The following is an 18,073-nucleotide window of genomic DNA, read 5'->3' as shown; positions in this document are numbered from 1 at the left end:
TAAAAGCAGCAAGGCATAAAACAGTAAAGCTCCAGTTTGCACTGAGGCTAATGTGGGAGCTGAGTCCCGAAAGTTTTCGGGAGAACCCCGACCCTCCCGATTGTATCGGGATGCGCTGAACCAACTGAGCTATGATTTAGCATTCTATTAATTCTTTGATTCTTTTTTTACTTTTCCAGCTTTTTACCTGTCTTTCTCTTGAAAATGCCTCTTTTTTATCATTGTATTCCTCAAAGTATACCAATTCCCAATCCTTAACTTTTGAAGTAAATCACTGATGATTGTTGAGGTGTTTTCAGATTCTTTCAACTAAATCCTCGCAAGTATGGCCCACATAAAACTTATCGAGCTTAGTAGAATATAATATGTAAAAGTAGCAAGACATAAAACAATAAAGCCCCAGTTTGCACTGAGGCTGATGTGGGAGCTGAGTCCCGAAAGCTTTCGGGAGAACCCCTGACCCTCCCGATTGTATCGGGATGCGCTGAACCAACTGAGCTATGATTTAGATTCTATTAATTCTTTGATTCTTTTTTTACTTTTCCAGCTTTTCACCTGTCTTTCTCTTGAAAATGCCTCTTTTTTATCATTGTATTCCTCAAAGTATACCAATTCCCAATCCTTAGCTTTTGAGGTAAATCCCTGATGATTGGTGAGGTGTTTTCGGACCCTTTCACCTAAATCCTCGCAAGTATGGCCCACATAAAACTTATCGAGCTTAGTAGAATATAATATGTAAAAGTAGCATGGCATAAAACAATAAAGCCCCAGTTTGCACTGAGGCTGATGTGGGAGCTGAGGGATTCGAACCCCCGACCCTCTGCTTGTAAGGCAGATGCTCTGAACCAACTGAGCTAAGCTCCCATTTATCTAATACTACCTTTGGCTCCTTTAGACTCTCTCAATATTCCTGAGACCCCCAACTCTCCCGATTGTATCGGGATGCTCTGAACCAACTGAGCTAAGCTCCCATTTATCTAATACTACCTTTGGCTCCTTTAGACTCTCTCAATATTCCTGAGACCCCCAACTCTCCCGATTGTATCGGGATGCTCTGAACCAACTGAGCTAGCTCCCATTTATCTAATACTACCTTTGGCTCCTTTAGACTCTCTCAATATTCCTGAGACCCCCGACTCTCCCGATTGTATCGGGATGCTCTGAACCAACTGAGCTAAGCTCCCATTTATCTAATACTACCTTTGGCTCCTTTAGACTCTCTCAATATTCCTGAGACCCCCAACTCTCCCGATTGTATCGGGATGCTCTGAACCAACTGAGCTAAACTCCCTAAAATGGAAATAACAAAATTAATGTGGGAGCTGAGGGATTCGAACCCCCGACCCTCTGCTTGTAAGGCAGATGCTCTGAACCAACTGAGCTAAGCTCCCATTTTATTGTCTCTTTCCTTCCGAAAGGGAATGCAAAGGTAATTTCTATTTTCAAATCCCCAAATATTTTGATAAGCAAAAAACTTAATCTTCTGAAAATGAGATAAAATATTTTTCATTGGACCTTCCTTCCTTCATAATTTCTCAATCTTTAACCTAAGCCTTATCAATTCCTGGAAATTTTTAAGAAAAGAAATAGGCTCCTTGGTTTTTCAAACAATTTCCTTATTATATAGTTATATAGATAAAGTTTTATTTTAAAAGTTTCTATCATGATTCCGAAAAAATCCTCTTCCCAGATAAAAAATGAAGATCAGTATGAAGCACTTCGAGATAAAGGTATGAGTAAACAAAAAGCAGCTCGGATTGCAAATACCCCAAAAGAGGAAATGGATTTCAACAGTAAGCCTTATGAATCCAGAACCAAAAAAGAGCTTTACCAAAAAGCCCAAGAAATAGGAATCAAAGGTCGAAGCAAAATGTCCAAAAAGGAATTGATAGAAGCTTTGAGATCAAATTAATTTTTAACCTTAAAAAAAATACTATGGAAAATCAAACTAAGAATATTGCCATTTTAACAGAAACTGGATTTGAAGAAATTGAATTAACAAGTCCAAAAAAAGCCCTAGAAAATGCCGGGTTTAATGTTCACGTTATCTCCCCACAATCCAAAATCAAAAGTTGGAACAATGGAAATTGGAATATGGAGTTAAATGCAGATAAACTTTTATCAGATGCGGATCCTTCCGAATATGATGGACTTATGATTCCTGGAGGGGTATTGAACCCAGATAAATTAAGAAGAAATGAAAATGCAATAGATTTTATAAATCAATTTTTCGAATCAGGAAAACCCATCGCAAGTATTTGTCATGGCCCTCAGGTTTTAATCGAAAGTGGAGCTCTGCAAGGTCGAAGAATGACCAGCTTCCCAAGTATCAAAACCGATCTGAAAAATGCTGGAGTAAGGTGGGAAAACCGAGAAGTGGTAACAGATCAGGGCTTAGTTACAAGTAGGAATCCAGACGATTTGAACGCCTTCAACAAAAAAATGATTGAAGAATTTCGTGAAGGTATTCATACCAAAAACAAAACAATCTAATTCAAAAAAAAGGCTGTCGAAAACTCGACAGCCTTTTCTATTTCAATTATATATCAAACTTAATCCCTTGCGCCAAAGGCAATGCAGTGGAATAATTAATCGTATTAGTTTGTCTTCTCATATATGCCTTCCAAGCATCCGAACCAGACTCTCGTCCTCCACCGGTTTCTTTTTCTCCTCCAAAAGCACCTCCAATTTCAGCACCTGATGTTCCGATGTTGACGTTTGCAATTCCGCAATCAGAACCTGCCGCTGACAAAAATGCTTCAGCCTCTCTCATATTCGTAGTCATAATTGCAGAAGAAAGTCCCTGAGGAACTCCATTTTGAATGGCTATAGCCTCAGCTAAAGTCTTATACTTGATCAAATACAAGATTGGTGCAAATGTTTCATGCTGCACAATTTCAAAATGGTTTTCCGCTTCATAAATGGCCGGCTTGACATAGCATCCAGACTCATAGCCCTCACCTATTAAAACTCCTCCTTCAACAACTGCTTTACCTCCCTCCTCTTTTACTTTTTGGAGAGCGTGCTCATACATTTTAACAGCATCCTGATCTATCAGAGGCCCGACATGATTTTTTTCGTCCAGAGGGTTCCCTATCACCAATTTGCTATATGCCGATGCAAGACGCTCTTTAATCGAATCAAAAACAGATTCATGAATAATTAATCTACGAGTACTAGTACATCTTTGTCCTGCTGTGCCTACAGCTCCAAAGAGTGCTCCTCTGATCGCTATATCCATATCCGCATCTTCTGTGATGATTATGGCATTGTTCCCGCCAAGCTCAAGCAAAGATCTTCCCAATCGCTCTCCAACTGCTTTACCTACCAATTTCCCCATTCTGGTAGACCCAGTGGCAGAAACTAAAGGGATTCTGGAGTCATGGGAGAGCAATTCCCCCACTTTATAATCTCCTACAATCAAAGAAGAAATCCCCTCAGGCATTCCATGTTTTCTGAATATTTTTCCAACTATCAACTGACAGGCAATTCCGGAAAGTGGCGCCTTTTCTGAAGGTTTCCATACGGTCACATCCCCACAAACCCAAGCCAAAGCCGTATTCCAAGACCAAACAGCTACAGGGAAATTAAATGCCGAGATAATTCCCACAATCCCTAAAGGATGCCATTGTTCATACATTCTGTGGCCAGGCCTTTCGGAATGCATCGTTAAGCCATACAATTGGCGGGATAGACCCACAGCAAAATCACAGATATCAATCATTTCCTGCACTTCTCCCAAACCTTCTTGATAGGATTTTCCCATTTCGTAGGAAACCAATTTCCCAAGATCAGCTTTTACTTCTCTCAGCGCATTTCCAATTTCCCGAACGATTTCCCCTCTTTGAGGGGCCGGAATAAGACGCCATTTTTCAAAGGCAACCTGAGCAGTTGTTATTACTTTCTCGTAAGTTTCCTCATCTGTCACCTGTACCTTTCCGATTAAAGTACCATCAGCAGGAGAAATAGAGGCGATATATTCTTTTCCGGAATCCATCCAGTTTTCACCGGTAGAAGAGCCCAAATTTTCTGATTTAATACCCAGTCTTGCTAGGGATTCGGCTATACCAAACTGCTTACTCATACATTTAGAATTTTAGGAATACCTTCAAAGCTAAAATAAAAGGAACCTTAGCCCAAGAATTCGATCAATCTTTCTTTATTAAACGCAATGGATTGATTTTGGAAAAGCCACGCTTAAAACCTTCTCCAGGCTGAAATTTGTAGATAAAATTTATCCTATAATTCCCGGTCTCTTTGCTTAAATCAAAATTATCCAGGCGAACCATCTGATTGTTTTTCAGGACATAATTTGCATTGATAGAAAACTTTCTGGAATTGTACCCAAAAAAGCCTCTTAAGAAATAAGTGGGTACTATGCCCCATTGATCTAAATCAGAGGATTCATTCCATTGCGTGTAAGCCAGGCTTAGATTTCCAGAAAATACTCCTGTAAGAAAAAAACCTCCTCCGAAAACTACTGTACCTGCGAATCCCGCATTAGGACCAACCTGAAAAGATCGGTTACTGGAAAAATTACTTTCTCTTTGGTTTTCGAAAGCCGGCAAAAGCAATGAATCCCCTTTGATTGATCCACCATAAACCTCAAACCCTACAAAAGGTGAGAAGGCTGATCTCTTTTGAATAAATGACTGGTTAAATGCAGCCATCAAAGAGAGCTGTTCCCCATTAAATAAGTAATTAAAATTTAAACCCAATTTCCGCAACTTGATATCTTCGCGGAGATAAGGTGAATCAGAATTAGAAAGAAAATCTGACGGGATACTATATCCATTGTAAAACTGTCCAAATACATCTATGATCATGTTTTTTGGATAAAGATGTGCCTGTAAATCCAGGTACAATGGCCAATCTTGTTGCCTGTCTGGATTGAGAAAGCCTACTGGCATAGCTAGATTTAAAGTAAGCTTTTGATAAGTAAAGCCTATACCCAAATTATTTCCTGAATTAGGCTGAAATCGATAAGTATTTCCATCCGCAGTCTTTTGGATCAGGTCAGTATATTTTTTTGAGAAATAAAATCGAAGACTGAAAAGCTCAGGAGTCTCCTCAACATAATTAGAGTCCAATTCAAATTTTTGCCCATAAATGGGATCAAATACCAATATACTGAAAACAATAAGTGGGAGGAAGATTCGCCGAAAAGCCATTTTTATTCATCTTGATAATTTCAAAATATCCAAAAAAAAATCCGGATCGCAAGGACCCGGATTTCTTTAGAAAACTGTTAGAGTTCGAAAATTGAGGCGATAAAACCTCGTGATTTAAAAAGAATAGTTGACAAAAGTTGTTTAATCACCGGAATAAAGTTAAGAATAGGATTTAATTATCCAAATTAAAATTTGCATTTATTGCATAATCTAATTCATAATTAGCACTAGTCAATAAATTTCAAAATTTTTGGGTTCAATTTATAGAGTTTGAAATAGACTTTCTTTGAGTTAGTTTGCAGAATTATGGATTCCGATATGCCTTTAGTCTCTGTAGTAATCCCCTGCTACAATCAAGCCTCTTTTTTGAAAGAAACCATTGAGTCAGTCCTGAAATCAACCTATCCTAAGATTGAAATAATCATAGTGAATGATGGAAGTACCGACCATAGTCTGCAAGTTGCCCTCAAAGCAGCTTCTACCAATCAGCAAATCGATGTGATTGACCAAGAAAATTCGGGAGTAGCTGCTGCTAGAAATAATGGTATTCAAAAAGCAAAAGGAGAGTTGATTTTACCGCTGGATGGAGATGATCTTATTGCTGAAGATTATATAGAAAAATCCGTCGAGCAGTTTCAAAAAGATCCAGAGGTAAAAGTGGTTTATGCCCAAGCTGTGAAATTCAATGAGCAAGGGACTAAGCCCTGGAATCTCAAAAAATTCAGCAGAAATGCATTGGCAAGAGATAACATGATCTATGTTTCCGGTCTATTCAGAAAATCAGATTGGGAGGATTGCGGTGGCTTTTCTGAAGATATGAAAATGGGAAGGGAAGACTGGGAATTTTGGATCAAAATGCTCAAAAATGGAGGAAAAGTGGTTCAATTACCTTTTGTGGGATTTTTTTACAGGCTTAGTCCAAATAGCAAGCGAAAAAGAACTGGTACCAACGAAATGAAAAAAAAGCGCATCGCTTATTTAAATTCTAAACACAGCGATTTCTTCGAGAAAGAATTAAACGGGCCTCTTAGATTTCAAAGAACCTGGAGTAAACCTTACAATACGCTGTTAAAATGGGTAAATAATTTTTTTTCTTGACTCTTTAATTTCTTTATCAAAAACCTTCAATTACTTAAATGAAAAACTCTTTAAAGAACAAAGCAAAGCAATTCTGGAAGGATTTCAGGTTTAACCTGAGCGCCACCGAAAACCCGCTTTTTATGAATTTTTATAAGCATCTCTATCAACCAAAAAAAGGGAGCATTGCTGAATTTTTATCGGAATACTCTTTGAGTAAGCAAGGTGACTTTCATGTGATTCAAATAGGGGCCAATGACGGAATAACGAATGACCCGATCCATAAATTTATTAAAAGAGATAGATGGAAGGGAGTTTTATTAGAGCCGCAACCAGATGTTTACAGGAATTATCTCTCGAAAATTTATGTCAAAAACAAAGGCCTGCATACGCTCTGCGCTGCAATTGGAGAAAAGGATGGTAAGCAGAAACTTTATAAAATTGGATTTAGCACCATGAGATGGGCCACGGGACTTGCTTCATTTTCTTTGGAAAAGCTAAAGGAAAACTTTGCATCAGGGGTAGTACAGAAAAACTGCGATCGGTTTGGAATAGAGATTCCAGAAGATCCTGAGAAGCAAATCACTTCCGAAGAAGTCGAAGTGATAAGTCCTGTTACTTTATTGGAAAAATTTAAAATCCCGAAAATCAATCTTCTCCAAATTGATGCAGAAGGTTATGACCTAGAGGTGATTAAAATTTTTGAAATTGAAAAAACTCAACCCGAAGCTATCATTTTCGAAAATGTGAACTTACCAGAAGATGAATTAAAAGCCTGTCTTCAACTTTTGAAAAACAACAACTATCTATTGAAAAAATTCGGGAGAGATACCTTAGCCCTTCATTCCTCCAATACTGAAATGGCACATTTGGTGTTGAGTTCGAATTAAATCTTATCCAATCCCTTCCAGTATTTTAAAAAGTAGTATTTCAAAGGGTTCTTATATTTCAACTGCTTCCAAGGTCTACTTCCATGTGGCCTGTGCCATACCGGTGCATCCATAAGCACGAAATTCTCAAATCCACAATCTAAGGCTTTTGTAGAAATGAATGTGTCGTACCAATCCTTGGCATCATCCAGTCCGGTAAAATCATAAGCCTTCAGAAATGGAAGAGAAAATAGTGTACAGCAGAAACTCAAACTCCGTTTTGTATTGATCTCAGTCTCTTTTCTTCCTTTGAATTTCAAGTAAGGAAAATTGACAACTCCTGCTTCATCAACAGTAACAGCCCCAGTCAAGCCAGAGCCTGAATGGGATTTTTGATGCGCTAAAAGTTTACTTATCGTATCCGCCTTCACCACCACATCCGATTCGACCACCAAAAGTGGCAAGCCCAATTCCAAAGCTTTCTTCTGAGAAGTCTGAAGTACCAGTTTATAATTTGGAGAAGGGTGATCTGTGATTTCTTCTAAGTGAATCAATTCATAGCCGATTTCAGCTTTCTTTTTCTCTAATTCCACTTTTGTCTCTTCTGTGCTAAAATCATTAAAAATGATATGATGCACTTCAACATCAGAATTGGAAATAGCTCTAGCTGTGTCCAATGTGGTTTCTATGGAGTTTTTAACCGGCGTTATTACTAAGACTTCTGCCATGAATCGATTTTTGAACAAAAGTAAACCATTCTTGTGGGCAAAAAAATAACCCCGACTTTCGCCGGGGCTGTATAGTTAGGCTAACTCAGCCAATGCTTTTTTAATTCTTTTCATTGCTTCTTTGAGCTCATCTTCTGAAGCAGCATAACTCAAGCGAACGCAATTAGGAGCTCCAAATGCACCTCCTGTCACTAAAGAAACGTGAGCAACATCCAATAAATAAAGACATAAATCATCAGCATCTTTGATGGAATGCCCATGAGCCGACTTCCCAAAGTATGCTGTCACATCCGGAAAGAAATAAAATGCGCCCTCTGGAATATGAGTTTTGATACCCGGAATTTCTTTCAGTAGGTCCAATACAATTTGTCTTCTGTTGAAATATGCTTCCGCCATATCCTTAGAAGGAGTCTGATCACCGGCAATGGCGGCCAAGGCTGCTCTTTGAGCAATTCCTGTTCCCCCTGAGGTAAATTGTCCTTGGATTTTTTCCACAGCTTTTGCTATCTCTACAGGAGCACAGATATACCCTACTCTCCATCCAGTCATGGCATAGCCCTTAGAGAATCCATTGACCGTAATGGTTCTTTCAAACATGCCAGGAAGAGATGCAATGCTGAAATTTTTTCCTGTGAAATTGATCAATTCATAAATCTCATCTGCAATCACCATCAAGTTTGGCTTCTTTTTGATCACTGCTGCTATAGCTTCCAATTCCGTTTGGCTAAATACCGAACCGGTAGGATTACAAGGAGAAGAGTAAATAACTGCCTTGGTTTTATCTGTCAATGCATCTTCCAATTGAGCTGCTGTAGCTTTGAAATTATTTCCTAAAGTACCCTCAATCAAAATAGGAACTCCTCCCGCTAGCTTTATGATTTCAGCATAACTCACCCAATACGGAGAAAAAATAACTACCTCATCTCCTTCATTCAACAAACACATGAAGGTATTGGCAATGGAATGCTTTGCTCCTGTAGAAACTACAATATTCTCCGCTTTAGCTTCTGAGATATTATTTTCATCTCTCAACTTTTTAGCCAGAGCCTCTCTCAGATCCTGATACCCAGCTACAGGAGGATAAGAAAAGTACTTTCCTTCGTCAATAGCTGATTTAGCTGCTTCCTGAATGTGTTTGGGAGTCTTGAAATCCGGCTCGCCGAGACTCAATCCAATAATGTCAATTCCCTGGGATTTCAGCTCTCTTGCTTTTTTTGCCATAGCAAGGGTTGCTGACTCCTCCATATTCAAGATGCGATCTGATAGAATAGAATTCATTTTTACAGTAGGTTTTTTACAAATTCCTCAAAAATAGGCAGAAGATTATTAATTCTAAACAAAGAAGCTGATTTGATGATGAATTGCTTTTATGAAAGTACCATATTGATGACAGGAATATCCAGCGTCATTCAGATTGCTTGCAAAAAACTGATAATAATCGTTTGAAATGTTATTTTTGAATAAAATACTCAGAGCGGATTTCCGTTTTTTATTACATGAATAGAATTTATTCCATTCTTCTTTTAACCCTGTTTTTTCAGTCAGCTCTTTTTGCCCAAAGCAAGGAGAAAAAAACCGATCCTGATTCTACAGGAGTAGTAAACTCTTCCCTTTTACCGACCACCATGCCTCTTCTGCTTTTTGATGATTCTAAAGAAAAAGAAGAGAAAAAAGAAAAAAAGAAGAAGGCCCGTAAAAACATCTGGTTTGGAATAAAAACTCAAAAAGGCTTCATCCGAAATAATATTCGGGGACAGCAGATTTATGAGTTCTTCAATTACACGGATTTGGAAAGAAAATTAGATCCTTATATTCGTGATGTTTACTGGTTTGACCCTAAAGATCGCGGTATCAAAAAAGAAGGTTTCGCCAAAGGCAAGGGTTACTTATTGCATGGACCTTACGAAAGAAGAGTCAATGATGTAGTGGTTGAAAGCGGGATGTATTATTATGGTACCAAGCATAAAACCTGGATGCTTTTTGATAGTAAAAATGTCCTTCAGGACAAAGACCACTTTACAGAAGGCTGGCCAAGAGAATCCAAAATCACTTATTATAACAGAAGCACCCAAACCGTAGAGGAAATCACTCCAATCCAATACGGACTGGAAGAGGGGAATTACTTCTATTTTTATGAAGACCGACAAATCGCCGTCACAGGAGAATTCCAATATGGTGAGAAAGTTGGCTTATGGACTGAATATTGGGACACCAACAATAGTAAAACCATCCGAAAAAGGGAGATTCAATATCCAGAAACTCCTTTTGCTGACAATTTCAAACCCTACATTCGAGCAGAGTGGGACAAGGATGGAAATCTCGTTTACAGAAACCCGAGAGCTATCAATAATTAATAGAAGGCATCCTCAAATTGACGGAAATTGATGTTTCCACTTTTATCCTTGTAAACAGCCACTATATCAAAGCGAATATCCTTATGCCAGTCTTTTTCATGGACATAAGCATCTGCTGCTTTGACCAGCAACTTCTTTTTGGTAAAATCCACAAACTCTTCTGCAAAGCCAAAACCAGTCCCTGAACGAAACTTCACCTCCACAAAAATCAAAATCCCCCTGAATTTCATGATTAGGTCGATTTCGGCATGTTTAAAGCGGTAATTTTTGTCCATTAACTCATAGCCTTTCCCAATTAACCATTCGGCAGCAAGCTCCTCGGCCATTTTGCCTTTATCATTATGCTCAGCCATCTTATATAATTGCTTAATTTTGAAAAATCGAAGAACGAATTCAACTCATTGGCGGTTGAATAAAAATCCATTTGGAGACTTGAATGAACGAAGTAATTAATAAAAAGGTTGAGTTCCGCGATTTAGGCTTGATGGATTATCAGCATGCCTGGGATTACCAAGAAGAGCTTTTTGCTAAGACTGTTGCCCGGAAAATCCGGAATAGAAACCTCCCGATTGCTGAACAGGAAGCAACCGACAACTACCTCCTTTTTGTAGAGCATCCGCATGTCTACACTCTAGGAAAAAGCGGCAAAGAAGAAAACCTATTATTGGATGAAGCGGGATTGAAAAGCCATCATGCCACCTACTATAAAATCAACCGAGGCGGAGACATTACTTATCATGGACCGGGACAGTTGGTTGGGTATCCCCTATTGGATTTGGACAACTTTTTTACGGATATCCATAAGTACCTCCGTTTGTTAGAAGAAGCAATTATTTTGACTTTGGCTGAATATGGGATTGAAGCGGGGAGAATAGAAGGCCTCACTGGAGTTTGGTTAGACCATATTGCACAAAAAAACCCAAGAAAGATATGTGCTATGGGAGTAAAATCCAGCAGATGGGTCACTATGCACGGATTCGCCTTTAACATCAATGCTGATCTCAGTTATTTTGGACACATCATCCCTTGCGGGATTGACGATAAAGCAGTCACATCTCTTAACAAGGAATTAGGAAAGCCAATTCCTATGGAGCAAGTAAAAGAAAAAGTTAAAAGGCATCTCAGTCAGCTTTTTGAGATGGACTTATTCGAAAAATGAATTAGCGGAAAAGGATTTCCTCTTTGGAAGAAGAGCAATTACCTCATTTCCCCAAGCCATTGAAAATTTATACAGATGAAAAAAGATATTGACTTTTCTCCGGTAACTGGAGTCAAACTAGCTATCGCAAAAGAAGAAACAGCAAGTGGAACTGAGTGGGGAGTTTATATCATTAACCTCAACCTAATCGAACTCAACACCGTCATGATTACTTCTAAAGGATATGGGGAAATTGACGGAGAGCAAAAAAAGACCTCAATTTTGAGACATATGATCAAAGAATTAGGACCAGAATGTGTGGCTAAGATTGAGCCGATAGACCCACAGGTTTTTGCTCTGACCAATGAGTTTTGGGTAAGCTACTATATTCTTGACCAGATATTTGACAAAAAGTTTATATTTACTCCAGGCAGTTTTGACCCCTCACTGCAGCGCATGATCCCCGAATTAGGTTTGGAAGGGGTTTTACATAGTTAGAATAAAGTATGGCTGATTTTTTTGAGCAATTAGGCGACATATTGTTTTTAGATATTGAAACCGCCTCTCTGACCGAGAAATTTGAAGATCTTGGGGAACGGTTGCAAGAGGAGTGGGTCAAAAAGGAAAAACTCATCAAGAATACTGATCACGGCAAAATAGAACCAGGTTCTTTGTATTTTGACAGAGCAGGGATTCATGCGGAATTTGGTCAAGTAGTCTGTGTTGGTGTGGGTTATTTCCAGTGGAAAAAGAAGGACAAAAAACTGATTTTTCGTTCCAAAGTTTTTTCAGATCCCGATGAAAGGGAACTTCTTGTTGACTTTTCTAGCTTATTAGAGAAGAAAAAATGGATTCTTTGCGCACACAATGGGAAAGAGTTTGATTTTCCCTATCTATCCAGGCGAATGCTGATTCAGGGAGTTCCGCTTCCTGAGCCTTTACAGATTGCAGGCAAAAGACCATGGGAAATTCGTCACCTCGACACCATGGAGCTGTGGAAGTTTGGCGATTACAAGTACTACACCCGACTTGAGTTACTAGCTTCTGTTTTTGGAATACCTTCTTCCAAGGAAGATTTGGATGGAAGTGAAGTCAATGCCACTTTTCATTTGGAGAAAAACCTGGAAAAAATCAAAAAATATTGTCTAAGAGATGTAGAGGTCACGGCAAGAGTTTACCTTGCTATGAATCCACAGATTGACGAAATGAACCTTGAAGTTGTCCAACTGGACGATTTAAAAAAAGAACATAAAAAATAGGGTGTATTTCTTTTTACCTTAACCAAAACAAACACCCAAAACATGGGAAGAAAATCAAATAGAAAAAGTTCTAACAAGCAAAACGGAGGAAAGAAAACGGATGCCGCTTCATTGGCCCGTAGAATTCTCCAATTTTTAGATGCGAATTATGGGCAGGAATTCAATGCCAAACAGATTATCAAAAAACTGGATATAAGAGACTCTCTTACTAAAGGTGGAGTGGAGCCAGTTCTTCATAAACTCGTGGAAAACGGGTCAGTCTCTAAAAGTCCGAGAAACTATTTTTCATCTACTCAAGACCCGGATTTCATAGAAGGAACTGTAGATTTTGTAAATCCTAGGTTTGCTTTTGTAATCCCCGATAATCCGGAAAAAGTAGATGGAGACATTCTTGTCAAAGAAGCCGACCTCAAGCAAGCCTTAGATGGCGACAAAGTCAGAGTGATGGTATATCCTCTAAAGGGAAAAACTGGAAGGACTGAAGGAAAGGTGTTGGAGATTCTCGAAAGAGACAGAGATGAATTCGTCGGAAGAGTAGAAATTTCTCCACGATTTGCATTTGTGGTGCCTGATTTTAAAAAAATGCACAAAGACATCTTTGTTCACAGAGGTGATCTAATGGGTGCTGAGCATAATGAAAAGGTCATTGTCAAAATGACTGAATGGAGAGAAGGAGATAAAAATCCTACCGGAAAAGTCATCAGAGTGCTCGGCAAAGCGGGTGTGCATGAAGTAGAAATCCACTCCATTATGGCAGAGTTTGGGTTGCCATTTGAATACCCTCAAGAGGCAGATCAAGAAGCAAACGCAATTCCTGAAAAAATCACTTCCAAAGAAATTAAAGCAAGAAGGGATTTCAGAGACGTGACCACTTTCACTATTGATCCGGCAGACGCCAAGGATTTTGATGATGCCATTTCTTATAGAAAATTAGAAAATGGAAACCTGGAAGTTGGAGTCCATATCGCAGATGTTACCCATTATGTGAAGCCTAAAACAGCTTTGGAAAAAGAAGCTTATGACCGAGCTACATCGGTTTACTTGGTAGATAGAACCATCCCAATGCTTCCTGAAAGGCTAAGCAATGGTCTTTGTTCGCTTAGACCTCATGAAGATAAATTAACCTTTGCCTGTGTGTTTGAAATGGACTCCAATGCCAATGTGCTGAATCATTGGATTGGAAGAACTATCATTCATTCAGACCGAAGATTCGCCTATGAAGAGGCACAAGAGAACATAGATAATCAATCCGGAGACTTCTTTCAGGAGTTAACGCTGTTGAATGACCTTGCAAAGCAGGTACGAAAAAGAAGGTTCCAACATGGTGCTGTCAATTTCGAAACTGTGGAGGTCAAGTTCAAATTGGATGAAAAAGGCACTCCACTCGGATTGATGATTAAAGAGCGAAAAGACATCCACAAAATGATTGAGGAGTTCATGCTCTTGGCAAACAAATACGTTGCTGAGTTTATCTTCAAAAAGAGAAGTGGTGCAGACACCTTCGTATACAGAACCCACGATTCTCCAGACATGGAGAAGCTGGAAATATTTTCAGGTTTTGCCAAGCGTTTTGGTCATCAAATGGACTTGGATAACGAAAAGAAAATTTCTTCCGCTCTCAATAAATTAATGGATGAAATCCAAGGCAAGCCGGAGCAAAATGTATTAGAGCAACTTGCTATCCGAAGTATGGCTAAGGCTAAATACACCACTGAGCCCAAAGGTCATTTTGGTTTGGCTTTTCCACATTACACCCACTTTACCTCCCCAATCCGTCGATATCCTGACATGATGGTGCATCGACTTTTGGAACACTATCTGGATGGAGGCAAATCACCAGACGCAGAAGCCTGGGAACAAAAATGCGTACACTCTTCCGAACGGGAAAAGCGTGCAGCTGATGCAGAAAGAGCTTCTATCAAGTACAAGCAGGTAGAATATATGGCTCTGGCTGAAGAGAAAGATTATGACGGAATCGTCTCTGGGGTGACTGAATGGGGAGTCTTTGTAGAAATCACTGAAACCAAGTGCGAGGGAATGATCCGAGTACAGGATATGGACGATGATTACTATGATTTCGACCAGAAAAACATGCGACTTATTGGGTCGAGAACAAAAAAAATGATCACTTTGGGTGACAAAGTGAAGGTCCGCGTAGTTAATACCGATATTGACCGAAGAACCATCGATTTGGAATTTGCAAACAATGACGAAAGAAAGCCTCGCGCACGCGCTTTTAGATAAATTAGAGTCCTTTATCAGGGAACAAAACTTTGGAGAAGATCCCAAGGAACTTTACGAACCGATCACCTATATTCTCAGCTTGGGAGGAAAAAGAATAAGGCCTCTTTTGAGCTTGCTGGCCTATGGACTTTATAAAAAAGATCCTAAAACCATTCTGAGCCAAGCGAGTGCTGTCGAGGTGTTCCATAATTTCACCCTGATGCATGATGATATCATGGATCAGGCCCCATTGAGAAGAGGAAAAGCTACTGTTCATGAAAAATGGAATGAGAATGTAGCTATTCTTTCCGGGGATGTCATGTTGGTACGAGCCTATGATTTATTGCTTCCTACGCCTCATACCCTTCTTCCCAAAGTCATTCGTCTCTTCAATAAAACCGCTGCAGAAGTATGCGAAGGGCAGCAGCATGATATGAATTTCGAAAGCAGGGAAGAAGTTCATGAGGATGAGTATGTCAATATGATTCGGTTAAAAACTGCTGTTTTGCTAGGCTTCGCTTTAGAATTGGGTGCAATCCTAGCAGAGGCATCCGAAGAAGACTGCCAAAAAATTTACAATTTTGGGGTAAATATCGGTATAGGCTTTCAGCTTAAAGACGACCTCTTGGATGTATTTGCAGACCAAGCAAAATTCGGCAAGCAAGTGGGCGGCGACATCATTTCAAACAAGAAAACATACCTCCTTATCAAAGCGCTGGAACTTGCCCAAGGAGATGATAAAGAATTGCTTAATTTTTGGTTAACACAAAGTGAATTTGACAAGGAAGAAAAAGTTCAAGCTATCAAGGGACTCTATGAGAAATTAGGAATCCGAAAAAAGGCGGAGGACAAAATGAATCATTATTTCTCAGAAGGCTTCCGGCAGTTGGATACGCTTCATTTTAAAAATGAGGATTTTTATCAAAACCTCAGAAAAATCACTGAAGACCTGATTCACAGGGAAAAGTAATATGGAACTTTCGATCACTGTAATCCTGATTATTATCACAGTAATCAGCAGCTTTTACGGATTCAATAATCACAGCTTCATCGAAAGGTGGATGTTTACTCCCTACAAAATCAAACATCAAAAGCAGTGGGATAGATTTATTCTTTCTGGTTTTATCCATAAGGATTATATCCATCTCCTCTTTAATATGTTTACTTTCTACTTTTTTGGGAGAGTAGTAGAACAGTTTTTAGCATACCAACTTGGGAGCAGTCTCGGAGGTGTTGTATTTGTTCTGTTTTATATTCTGGGAATAATTATCGCGGATATCCCCACATACTTAAAGCACCAGAATAACAGTTATTACAGAGCTTTGGGAGCATCGGGAGGAACTGCTGCGACTGTCTTTTCCAGTATCATCATTCTTCCTTTAGCAGATATTTGTCTTTTCGGGATCATCTGTCTTCCAGGATTTATCTTGGGCGCCTTATTTCTGATTTATTCCTATACCAAAGGAAAGCAGGACAGCGATGGAATAAACCATGATGCCCATCTCTATGGAGCGCTTTTCGGAATCATTTTCATCCTGATTCTTTCTCCTAGCAGCGCTGTGCATTTTATAGATCAAATCAGGAATTGGAGGATTTTCTAAATAAAAAACGAGGTCCTTGGCTAAGATCTTACCCGCTACAATTTTTCTAATTGTCTGATATTTTTATCTGCAACAGACTTTAAAAGTTGTGAAAGGTTATCTCCTTTCTCTTCCGCATAGACATCCGGCCCAGGGATTCCCACTCGCATTCCTACGATTCTGACAGCAGATGATCCATGTCCTTCTGTTGAAAAATAAATGTCGACTGCATTGATTTTGGACGCGTGACGACCAATCTTATCTATCTGGTCCCTAATCAGTTGCTGGATAGAGGAGTCAATATCAAAATCAACTGCTTGTACGTCTATTTTTATGGCTTTATAGTTTTCTGTGTAATTCATGGAAATAATTGATTGTTATTTTAGTTGATAATATAAGAATTTCTTTTTATATTATATGTAGAAATTTTAGTATAAATCCTTTTTAAAACTCAAAATCAATAACCAATTATGAAAATTTTTGATAGAAACTTATTCTTGGAACTCACTCAGAAAGAAAGTGAGCCATTCATTTCTATTTATGTGCCTACATCACGTAAAAGCACAAACGCCTACAAAGACGACCAAACACGATTTAAAAATCAATTATCACAAGTCGAAAAAGATTTAGAAAAGAATTGGGGTATGGATGAAAGAAACATCTCGAAGGCACTTCGTCCTGCTCATCAATTATTGGAAGACTTTAATTTTTGGCAACATAATTCGGACCTATTAGCGGTATTTCTAGCTGATGGTGAAATGGAGTATTTCCAGGTTCCGATTCCAAGAGTAGAATCTATGAATTTTATAGGAACTAAAGCTTTTACAATGCCATTAGTCCCAGAACTCAATGATGATGGTCACTATTATTTATTACTGCTTAATTTGGATAGAATTCGTCTATATGAAGCAACAAGAGATGTCATTCAGGAAATTATTCTTGACGAAAAAGAAGTTGCCGTTTCATTTACTGTAGAAGAGGAAATAGCCGAAAATCAAGGTCATTTACAGGGACAAGGCGGCGTAGGAAGCGCTGGAGCCATGTATCATGGACATGATGGTGGATCGGATGAAGAGAAGAAAACGACAATCCTAAACTATTTTCATCGTATGACCAATATGCTGGAACCGCTTCTCTATAAAAACCCACTTCCCCTTTATCTCGCAGGAGTTGACTATTTGATCCCATTATTCCGCGAAGCTAGTAAATACAATCATTTACAGGATGGCCATGTCAGTGGAGCCTTCACCGAAAAAGATGTGATGAGTCTTCATCAAAAATCTTGGCAATTGGCATCAGACTATTTTTCTTCTGAGAGAAGAAAGCGAATGAATGATTTCGAAGAAAAGCAAAGCGAGGGCTTATCCATTCAAAATGATAAAACCGCATTGATTAAAGCTGCCCATTCAGGTGCCTTGGACACACTTTTTGTTGATGAAAAACATGAGCATGTTTGGGGTACATTCGACACCCAAAAACATCAGGTAAATTATCAGGAATCAAAGGATAAGCACAGTCACTGTTTGATTGATTTGACAATCAGTCAAACCATCAAAAATGGAGGTAAGGTTTTTCTAATGAACTCAGACTCCCTCCCTGCAAATGATATCATGGCTGGTATTCTCAGGTATCCCCTGAGTTAAAAAAAATAAGCCCCGGAAAATTCCGGGGCTT

19 protein-coding genes, 2 tRNA genes and 1 pseudogene are annotated in these 18,073 nt (G+C 39.0%); 12 read left to right on the top strand and 10 right to left on the bottom strand.

Annotated elements, in window-relative coordinates; genetic code table 11:
- Positions 1 to 136: 136 nt before the first annotated feature.
- From GYM62_RS21225 to GYM62_RS20760, 4 genes and pseudogenes are all read right to left on the bottom strand, one after another.
- Positions 137 to 250: pseudogene (locus GYM62_RS21225) on the bottom strand (hypothetical protein); the annotation flags it as partial.
- Positions 251 to 498: 248 nt separating this feature from the next.
- Positions 499 to 753 carry a GIY-YIG nuclease family protein gene (locus GYM62_RS20770; RefSeq protein WP_219957822.1) on the bottom strand — a complete coding sequence of 85 codons (255 nt, stop codon included), beginning with the start codon at positions 751 to 753 and terminating at the stop codon, positions 499 to 501.
- A gap of 36 nt (positions 754 to 789) precedes the next feature.
- Positions 790 to 864: transfer RNA gene (locus tag GYM62_RS20765), tRNA-Val, on the bottom strand.
- Between the two features lie 452 nt (positions 865 to 1,316).
- A tRNA-Val gene (locus GYM62_RS20760) sits at positions 1,317 to 1,391 on the bottom strand.
- Positions 1,392 to 1,663: 272 nt separating this feature from the next.
- Between GYM62_RS20760 and GYM62_RS20755 the strand changes: the two genes are divergently transcribed.
- Both GYM62_RS20755 and GYM62_RS20750 read left to right on the top strand, forming a co-directional pair.
- Positions 1,664 to 1,912: a Rho termination factor N-terminal domain-containing protein gene (locus GYM62_RS20755; RefSeq protein ID WP_219957821.1), complete on the top strand. Its 249-nt coding sequence runs from the start codon at positions 1,664 to 1,666 to the stop codon at positions 1,910 to 1,912.
- 23 nt (positions 1,913 to 1,935) lie between these two features.
- Positions 1,936 to 2,493, top strand: coding sequence for a type 1 glutamine amidotransferase domain-containing protein (locus GYM62_RS20750; RefSeq protein WP_219957820.1), 558 nt, complete (start codon positions 1,936 to 1,938; stop codon positions 2,491 to 2,493).
- Positions 2,494 to 2,539: 46 nt separating this feature from the next.
- Here the strand turns inward: GYM62_RS20750 and GYM62_RS20745 are convergent, their stop codons facing one another.
- Positions 2,540 to 4,084 carry an aldehyde dehydrogenase family protein gene (locus GYM62_RS20745; RefSeq protein WP_219957819.1) on the bottom strand — a complete coding sequence of 515 codons (1,545 nt, stop codon included), beginning with the start codon at positions 4,082 to 4,084 and terminating at the stop codon, positions 2,540 to 2,542.
- A gap of 64 nt (positions 4,085 to 4,148) precedes the next feature.
- The gene (locus GYM62_RS20740; RefSeq protein ID WP_219957818.1) at positions 4,149 to 5,171 is read right to left on the bottom strand and encodes a DUF4421 domain-containing protein; all 1,023 of its coding nucleotides are present in this window, start codon (positions 5,169 to 5,171) and stop codon (positions 4,149 to 4,151) included.
- Positions 5,172 to 5,477: 306 nt separating this feature from the next.
- Here GYM62_RS20740 and GYM62_RS20735 point away from each other — a divergent pair, with 306 nt between their 5' ends.
- Positions 5,478 to 6,269, top strand: a complete 792-nt coding sequence (locus GYM62_RS20735; protein WP_219957817.1) for a glycosyltransferase family A protein — start codon at positions 5,478 to 5,480, stop codon at positions 6,267 to 6,269.
- A 38-nt stretch (positions 6,270 to 6,307) separates the two neighbouring features.
- On the top strand, positions 6,308 to 7,138 hold the full coding sequence (locus tag GYM62_RS20730; RefSeq protein WP_219957816.1) for an FkbM family methyltransferase: 831 nt from the start codon (positions 6,308 to 6,310) through the stop codon (positions 7,136 to 7,138).
- On the opposite strand, the gene GYM62_RS20725 is transcribed toward GYM62_RS20730, so the two are convergent.
- Positions 7,135 to 7,845: a glycosyltransferase family A protein gene (locus GYM62_RS20725; protein ID WP_219957815.1), complete on the bottom strand. Its 711-nt coding sequence runs from the start codon at positions 7,843 to 7,845 to the stop codon at positions 7,135 to 7,137. The genes GYM62_RS20730 and GYM62_RS20725 overlap by 4 nt on opposite strands.
- A gap of 75 nt (positions 7,846 to 7,920) precedes the next feature.
- A complete protein-coding gene (locus tag GYM62_RS20720; protein WP_219957814.1) occupies positions 7,921 to 9,123 on the bottom strand; it encodes a pyridoxal phosphate-dependent aminotransferase in 1,203 nt (400 codons plus the stop codon).
- Positions 9,124 to 9,341: 218 nt separating this feature from the next.
- On the opposite strand from GYM62_RS20720, the gene GYM62_RS20715 reads away from it, so the two are divergent.
- Entirely contained in the window at positions 9,342 to 10,199 is an 858-nt protein-coding gene (locus tag GYM62_RS20715) for a hypothetical protein (RefSeq protein ID WP_219957813.1), read from the top strand.
- Here GYM62_RS20715 and GYM62_RS20710 read toward each other — a convergent pair.
- Positions 10,196 to 10,552 carry a YraN family protein gene (locus GYM62_RS20710; protein WP_091655447.1) on the bottom strand — a complete coding sequence of 119 codons (357 nt, stop codon included), beginning with the start codon at positions 10,550 to 10,552 and terminating at the stop codon, positions 10,196 to 10,198. The two genes, GYM62_RS20715 and GYM62_RS20710, sit on opposite strands and share 4 nt — an antisense overlap.
- Positions 10,553 to 10,635: 83 nt before the next feature.
- On the opposite strand from GYM62_RS20710, the gene lipB reads away from it, so the two are divergent.
- From lipB to GYM62_RS20680, 6 genes are all read left to right on the top strand, one after another.
- A complete protein-coding gene (gene lipB, locus GYM62_RS20705; RefSeq protein WP_219957812.1) occupies positions 10,636 to 11,358 on the top strand; it encodes a lipoyl(octanoyl) transferase LipB in 723 nt (240 codons plus the stop codon).
- Positions 11,359 to 11,433: 75 nt separating this feature from the next.
- Positions 11,434 to 11,835 (top strand): hypothetical protein, encoded by a 402-nt coding sequence (locus GYM62_RS20700; RefSeq protein WP_091655449.1) that lies wholly within the window; start codon positions 11,434 to 11,436, stop codon positions 11,833 to 11,835.
- An 8-nt stretch (positions 11,836 to 11,843) separates the two neighbouring features.
- On the top strand, positions 11,844 to 12,596 hold the full coding sequence (locus tag GYM62_RS20695; protein ID WP_091655450.1) for a 3'-5' exonuclease: 753 nt from the start codon (positions 11,844 to 11,846) through the stop codon (positions 12,594 to 12,596).
- A gap of 42 nt (positions 12,597 to 12,638) precedes the next feature.
- Complete coding sequence (rnr, locus tag GYM62_RS20690) at positions 12,639 to 14,840, top strand: ribonuclease R (protein WP_219957811.1); 2,202 nt, start codon at positions 12,639 to 12,641, stop codon at positions 14,838 to 14,840.
- Positions 14,803 to 15,789 carry a polyprenyl synthetase family protein gene (locus tag GYM62_RS20685; RefSeq protein WP_219957810.1) on the top strand — a complete coding sequence of 329 codons (987 nt, stop codon included), beginning with the start codon at positions 14,803 to 14,805 and terminating at the stop codon, positions 15,787 to 15,789. Before rnr ends, GYM62_RS20685 begins: the two co-directional genes overlap by 38 nt.
- A 1-nt stretch (position 15,790) precedes the next feature.
- Entirely contained in the window at positions 15,791 to 16,420 is a 630-nt protein-coding gene (locus tag GYM62_RS20680) for a rhomboid family intramembrane serine protease (protein WP_091655453.1), read from the top strand.
- A 35-nt stretch (positions 16,421 to 16,455) separates the two neighbouring features.
- Here GYM62_RS20680 and GYM62_RS20675 read toward each other — a convergent pair whose 3' ends face one another.
- Positions 16,456 to 16,761: an HPF/RaiA family ribosome-associated protein gene (locus tag GYM62_RS20675; RefSeq protein WP_219957809.1), complete on the bottom strand. Its 306-nt coding sequence runs from the start codon at positions 16,759 to 16,761 to the stop codon at positions 16,456 to 16,458.
- Between the two features lie 108 nt (positions 16,762 to 16,869).
- On the opposite strand from GYM62_RS20675, the gene GYM62_RS20670 reads away from it, so the two are divergent.
- Entirely contained in the window at positions 16,870 to 18,042 is a 1,173-nt protein-coding gene (locus tag GYM62_RS20670; protein WP_219957808.1) for a hypothetical protein, read from the top strand.
- Positions 18,043 to 18,073: the final 31 nt, after the last annotated feature.

This window comes from Algoriphagus sp. NBT04N3 (genome assembly GCF_019443765.1).
GTDB classification, from domain to species: Bacteria; Bacteroidota; Bacteroidia; order Cytophagales; family Cyclobacteriaceae; genus Algoriphagus; species Algoriphagus ornithinivorans.
The sequence above is the reverse complement of the archived record's forward strand: the minus strand, read 5'-3'. Positions and strand labels throughout refer to the sequence as shown.

Excerpts from the sequence above, each read along its gene's own strand:
- GYM62_RS20770 (WP_219957822.1), bottom strand. The coding sequence starts at position 753 with ATGCCATGCTACTTTTACATATTATATTCTACTAAGCTCGATAAGTTT.
- GYM62_RS20755 (WP_219957821.1), top strand. The coding sequence starts at position 1,664 with ATGATTCCGAAAAAATCCTCTTCCCAGATAAAAAATGAAGATCAGTAT.
- GYM62_RS20750 (WP_219957820.1), top strand. The coding sequence starts at position 1,936 with ATGGAAAATCAAACTAAGAATATTGCCATTTTAACAGAAACTGGATTT.
- GYM62_RS20745 (WP_219957819.1), bottom strand. The coding sequence starts at position 4,084 with ATGAGTAAGCAGTTTGGTATAGCCGAATCCCTAGCAAGACTGGGTATT.
- GYM62_RS20740 (WP_219957818.1), bottom strand. The coding sequence starts at position 5,171 with ATGGCTTTTCGGCGAATCTTCCTCCCACTTATTGTTTTCAGTATATTG.
- GYM62_RS20735 (WP_219957817.1), top strand. The coding sequence starts at position 5,478 with ATGGATTCCGATATGCCTTTAGTCTCTGTAGTAATCCCCTGCTACAAT.
- GYM62_RS20730 (WP_219957816.1), top strand. The coding sequence starts at position 6,308 with ATGAAAAACTCTTTAAAGAACAAAGCAAAGCAATTCTGGAAGGATTTC.
- GYM62_RS20725 (WP_219957815.1), bottom strand. The coding sequence starts at position 7,845 with ATGGCAGAAGTCTTAGTAATAACGCCGGTTAAAAACTCCATAGAAACC.
- GYM62_RS20720 (WP_219957814.1), bottom strand. The coding sequence starts at position 9,123 with ATGAATTCTATTCTATCAGATCGCATCTTGAATATGGAGGAGTCAGCA.
- GYM62_RS20715 (WP_219957813.1), top strand. The coding sequence starts at position 9,342 with ATGAATAGAATTTATTCCATTCTTCTTTTAACCCTGTTTTTTCAGTCA.
- GYM62_RS20710 (WP_091655447.1), bottom strand. The coding sequence starts at position 10,552 with ATGGCTGAGCATAATGATAAAGGCAAAATGGCCGAGGAGCTTGCTGCC.
- lipB (WP_219957812.1), top strand. The coding sequence starts at position 10,636 with ATGAACGAAGTAATTAATAAAAAGGTTGAGTTCCGCGATTTAGGCTTG.
- GYM62_RS20700 (WP_091655449.1), top strand. The coding sequence starts at position 11,434 with ATGAAAAAAGATATTGACTTTTCTCCGGTAACTGGAGTCAAACTAGCT.
- GYM62_RS20695 (WP_091655450.1), top strand. The coding sequence starts at position 11,844 with ATGGCTGATTTTTTTGAGCAATTAGGCGACATATTGTTTTTAGATATT.
- rnr (WP_219957811.1), top strand. The coding sequence starts at position 12,639 with ATGGGAAGAAAATCAAATAGAAAAAGTTCTAACAAGCAAAACGGAGGA.
- GYM62_RS20685 (WP_219957810.1), top strand. The coding sequence starts at position 14,803 with ATGACGAAAGAAAGCCTCGCGCACGCGCTTTTAGATAAATTAGAGTCC.
- GYM62_RS20680 (WP_091655453.1), top strand. The coding sequence starts at position 15,791 with ATGGAACTTTCGATCACTGTAATCCTGATTATTATCACAGTAATCAGC.
- GYM62_RS20675 (WP_219957809.1), bottom strand. The coding sequence starts at position 16,761 with ATGAATTACACAGAAAACTATAAAGCCATAAAAATAGACGTACAAGCA.
- GYM62_RS20670 (WP_219957808.1), top strand. The coding sequence starts at position 16,870 with ATGAAAATTTTTGATAGAAACTTATTCTTGGAACTCACTCAGAAAGAA.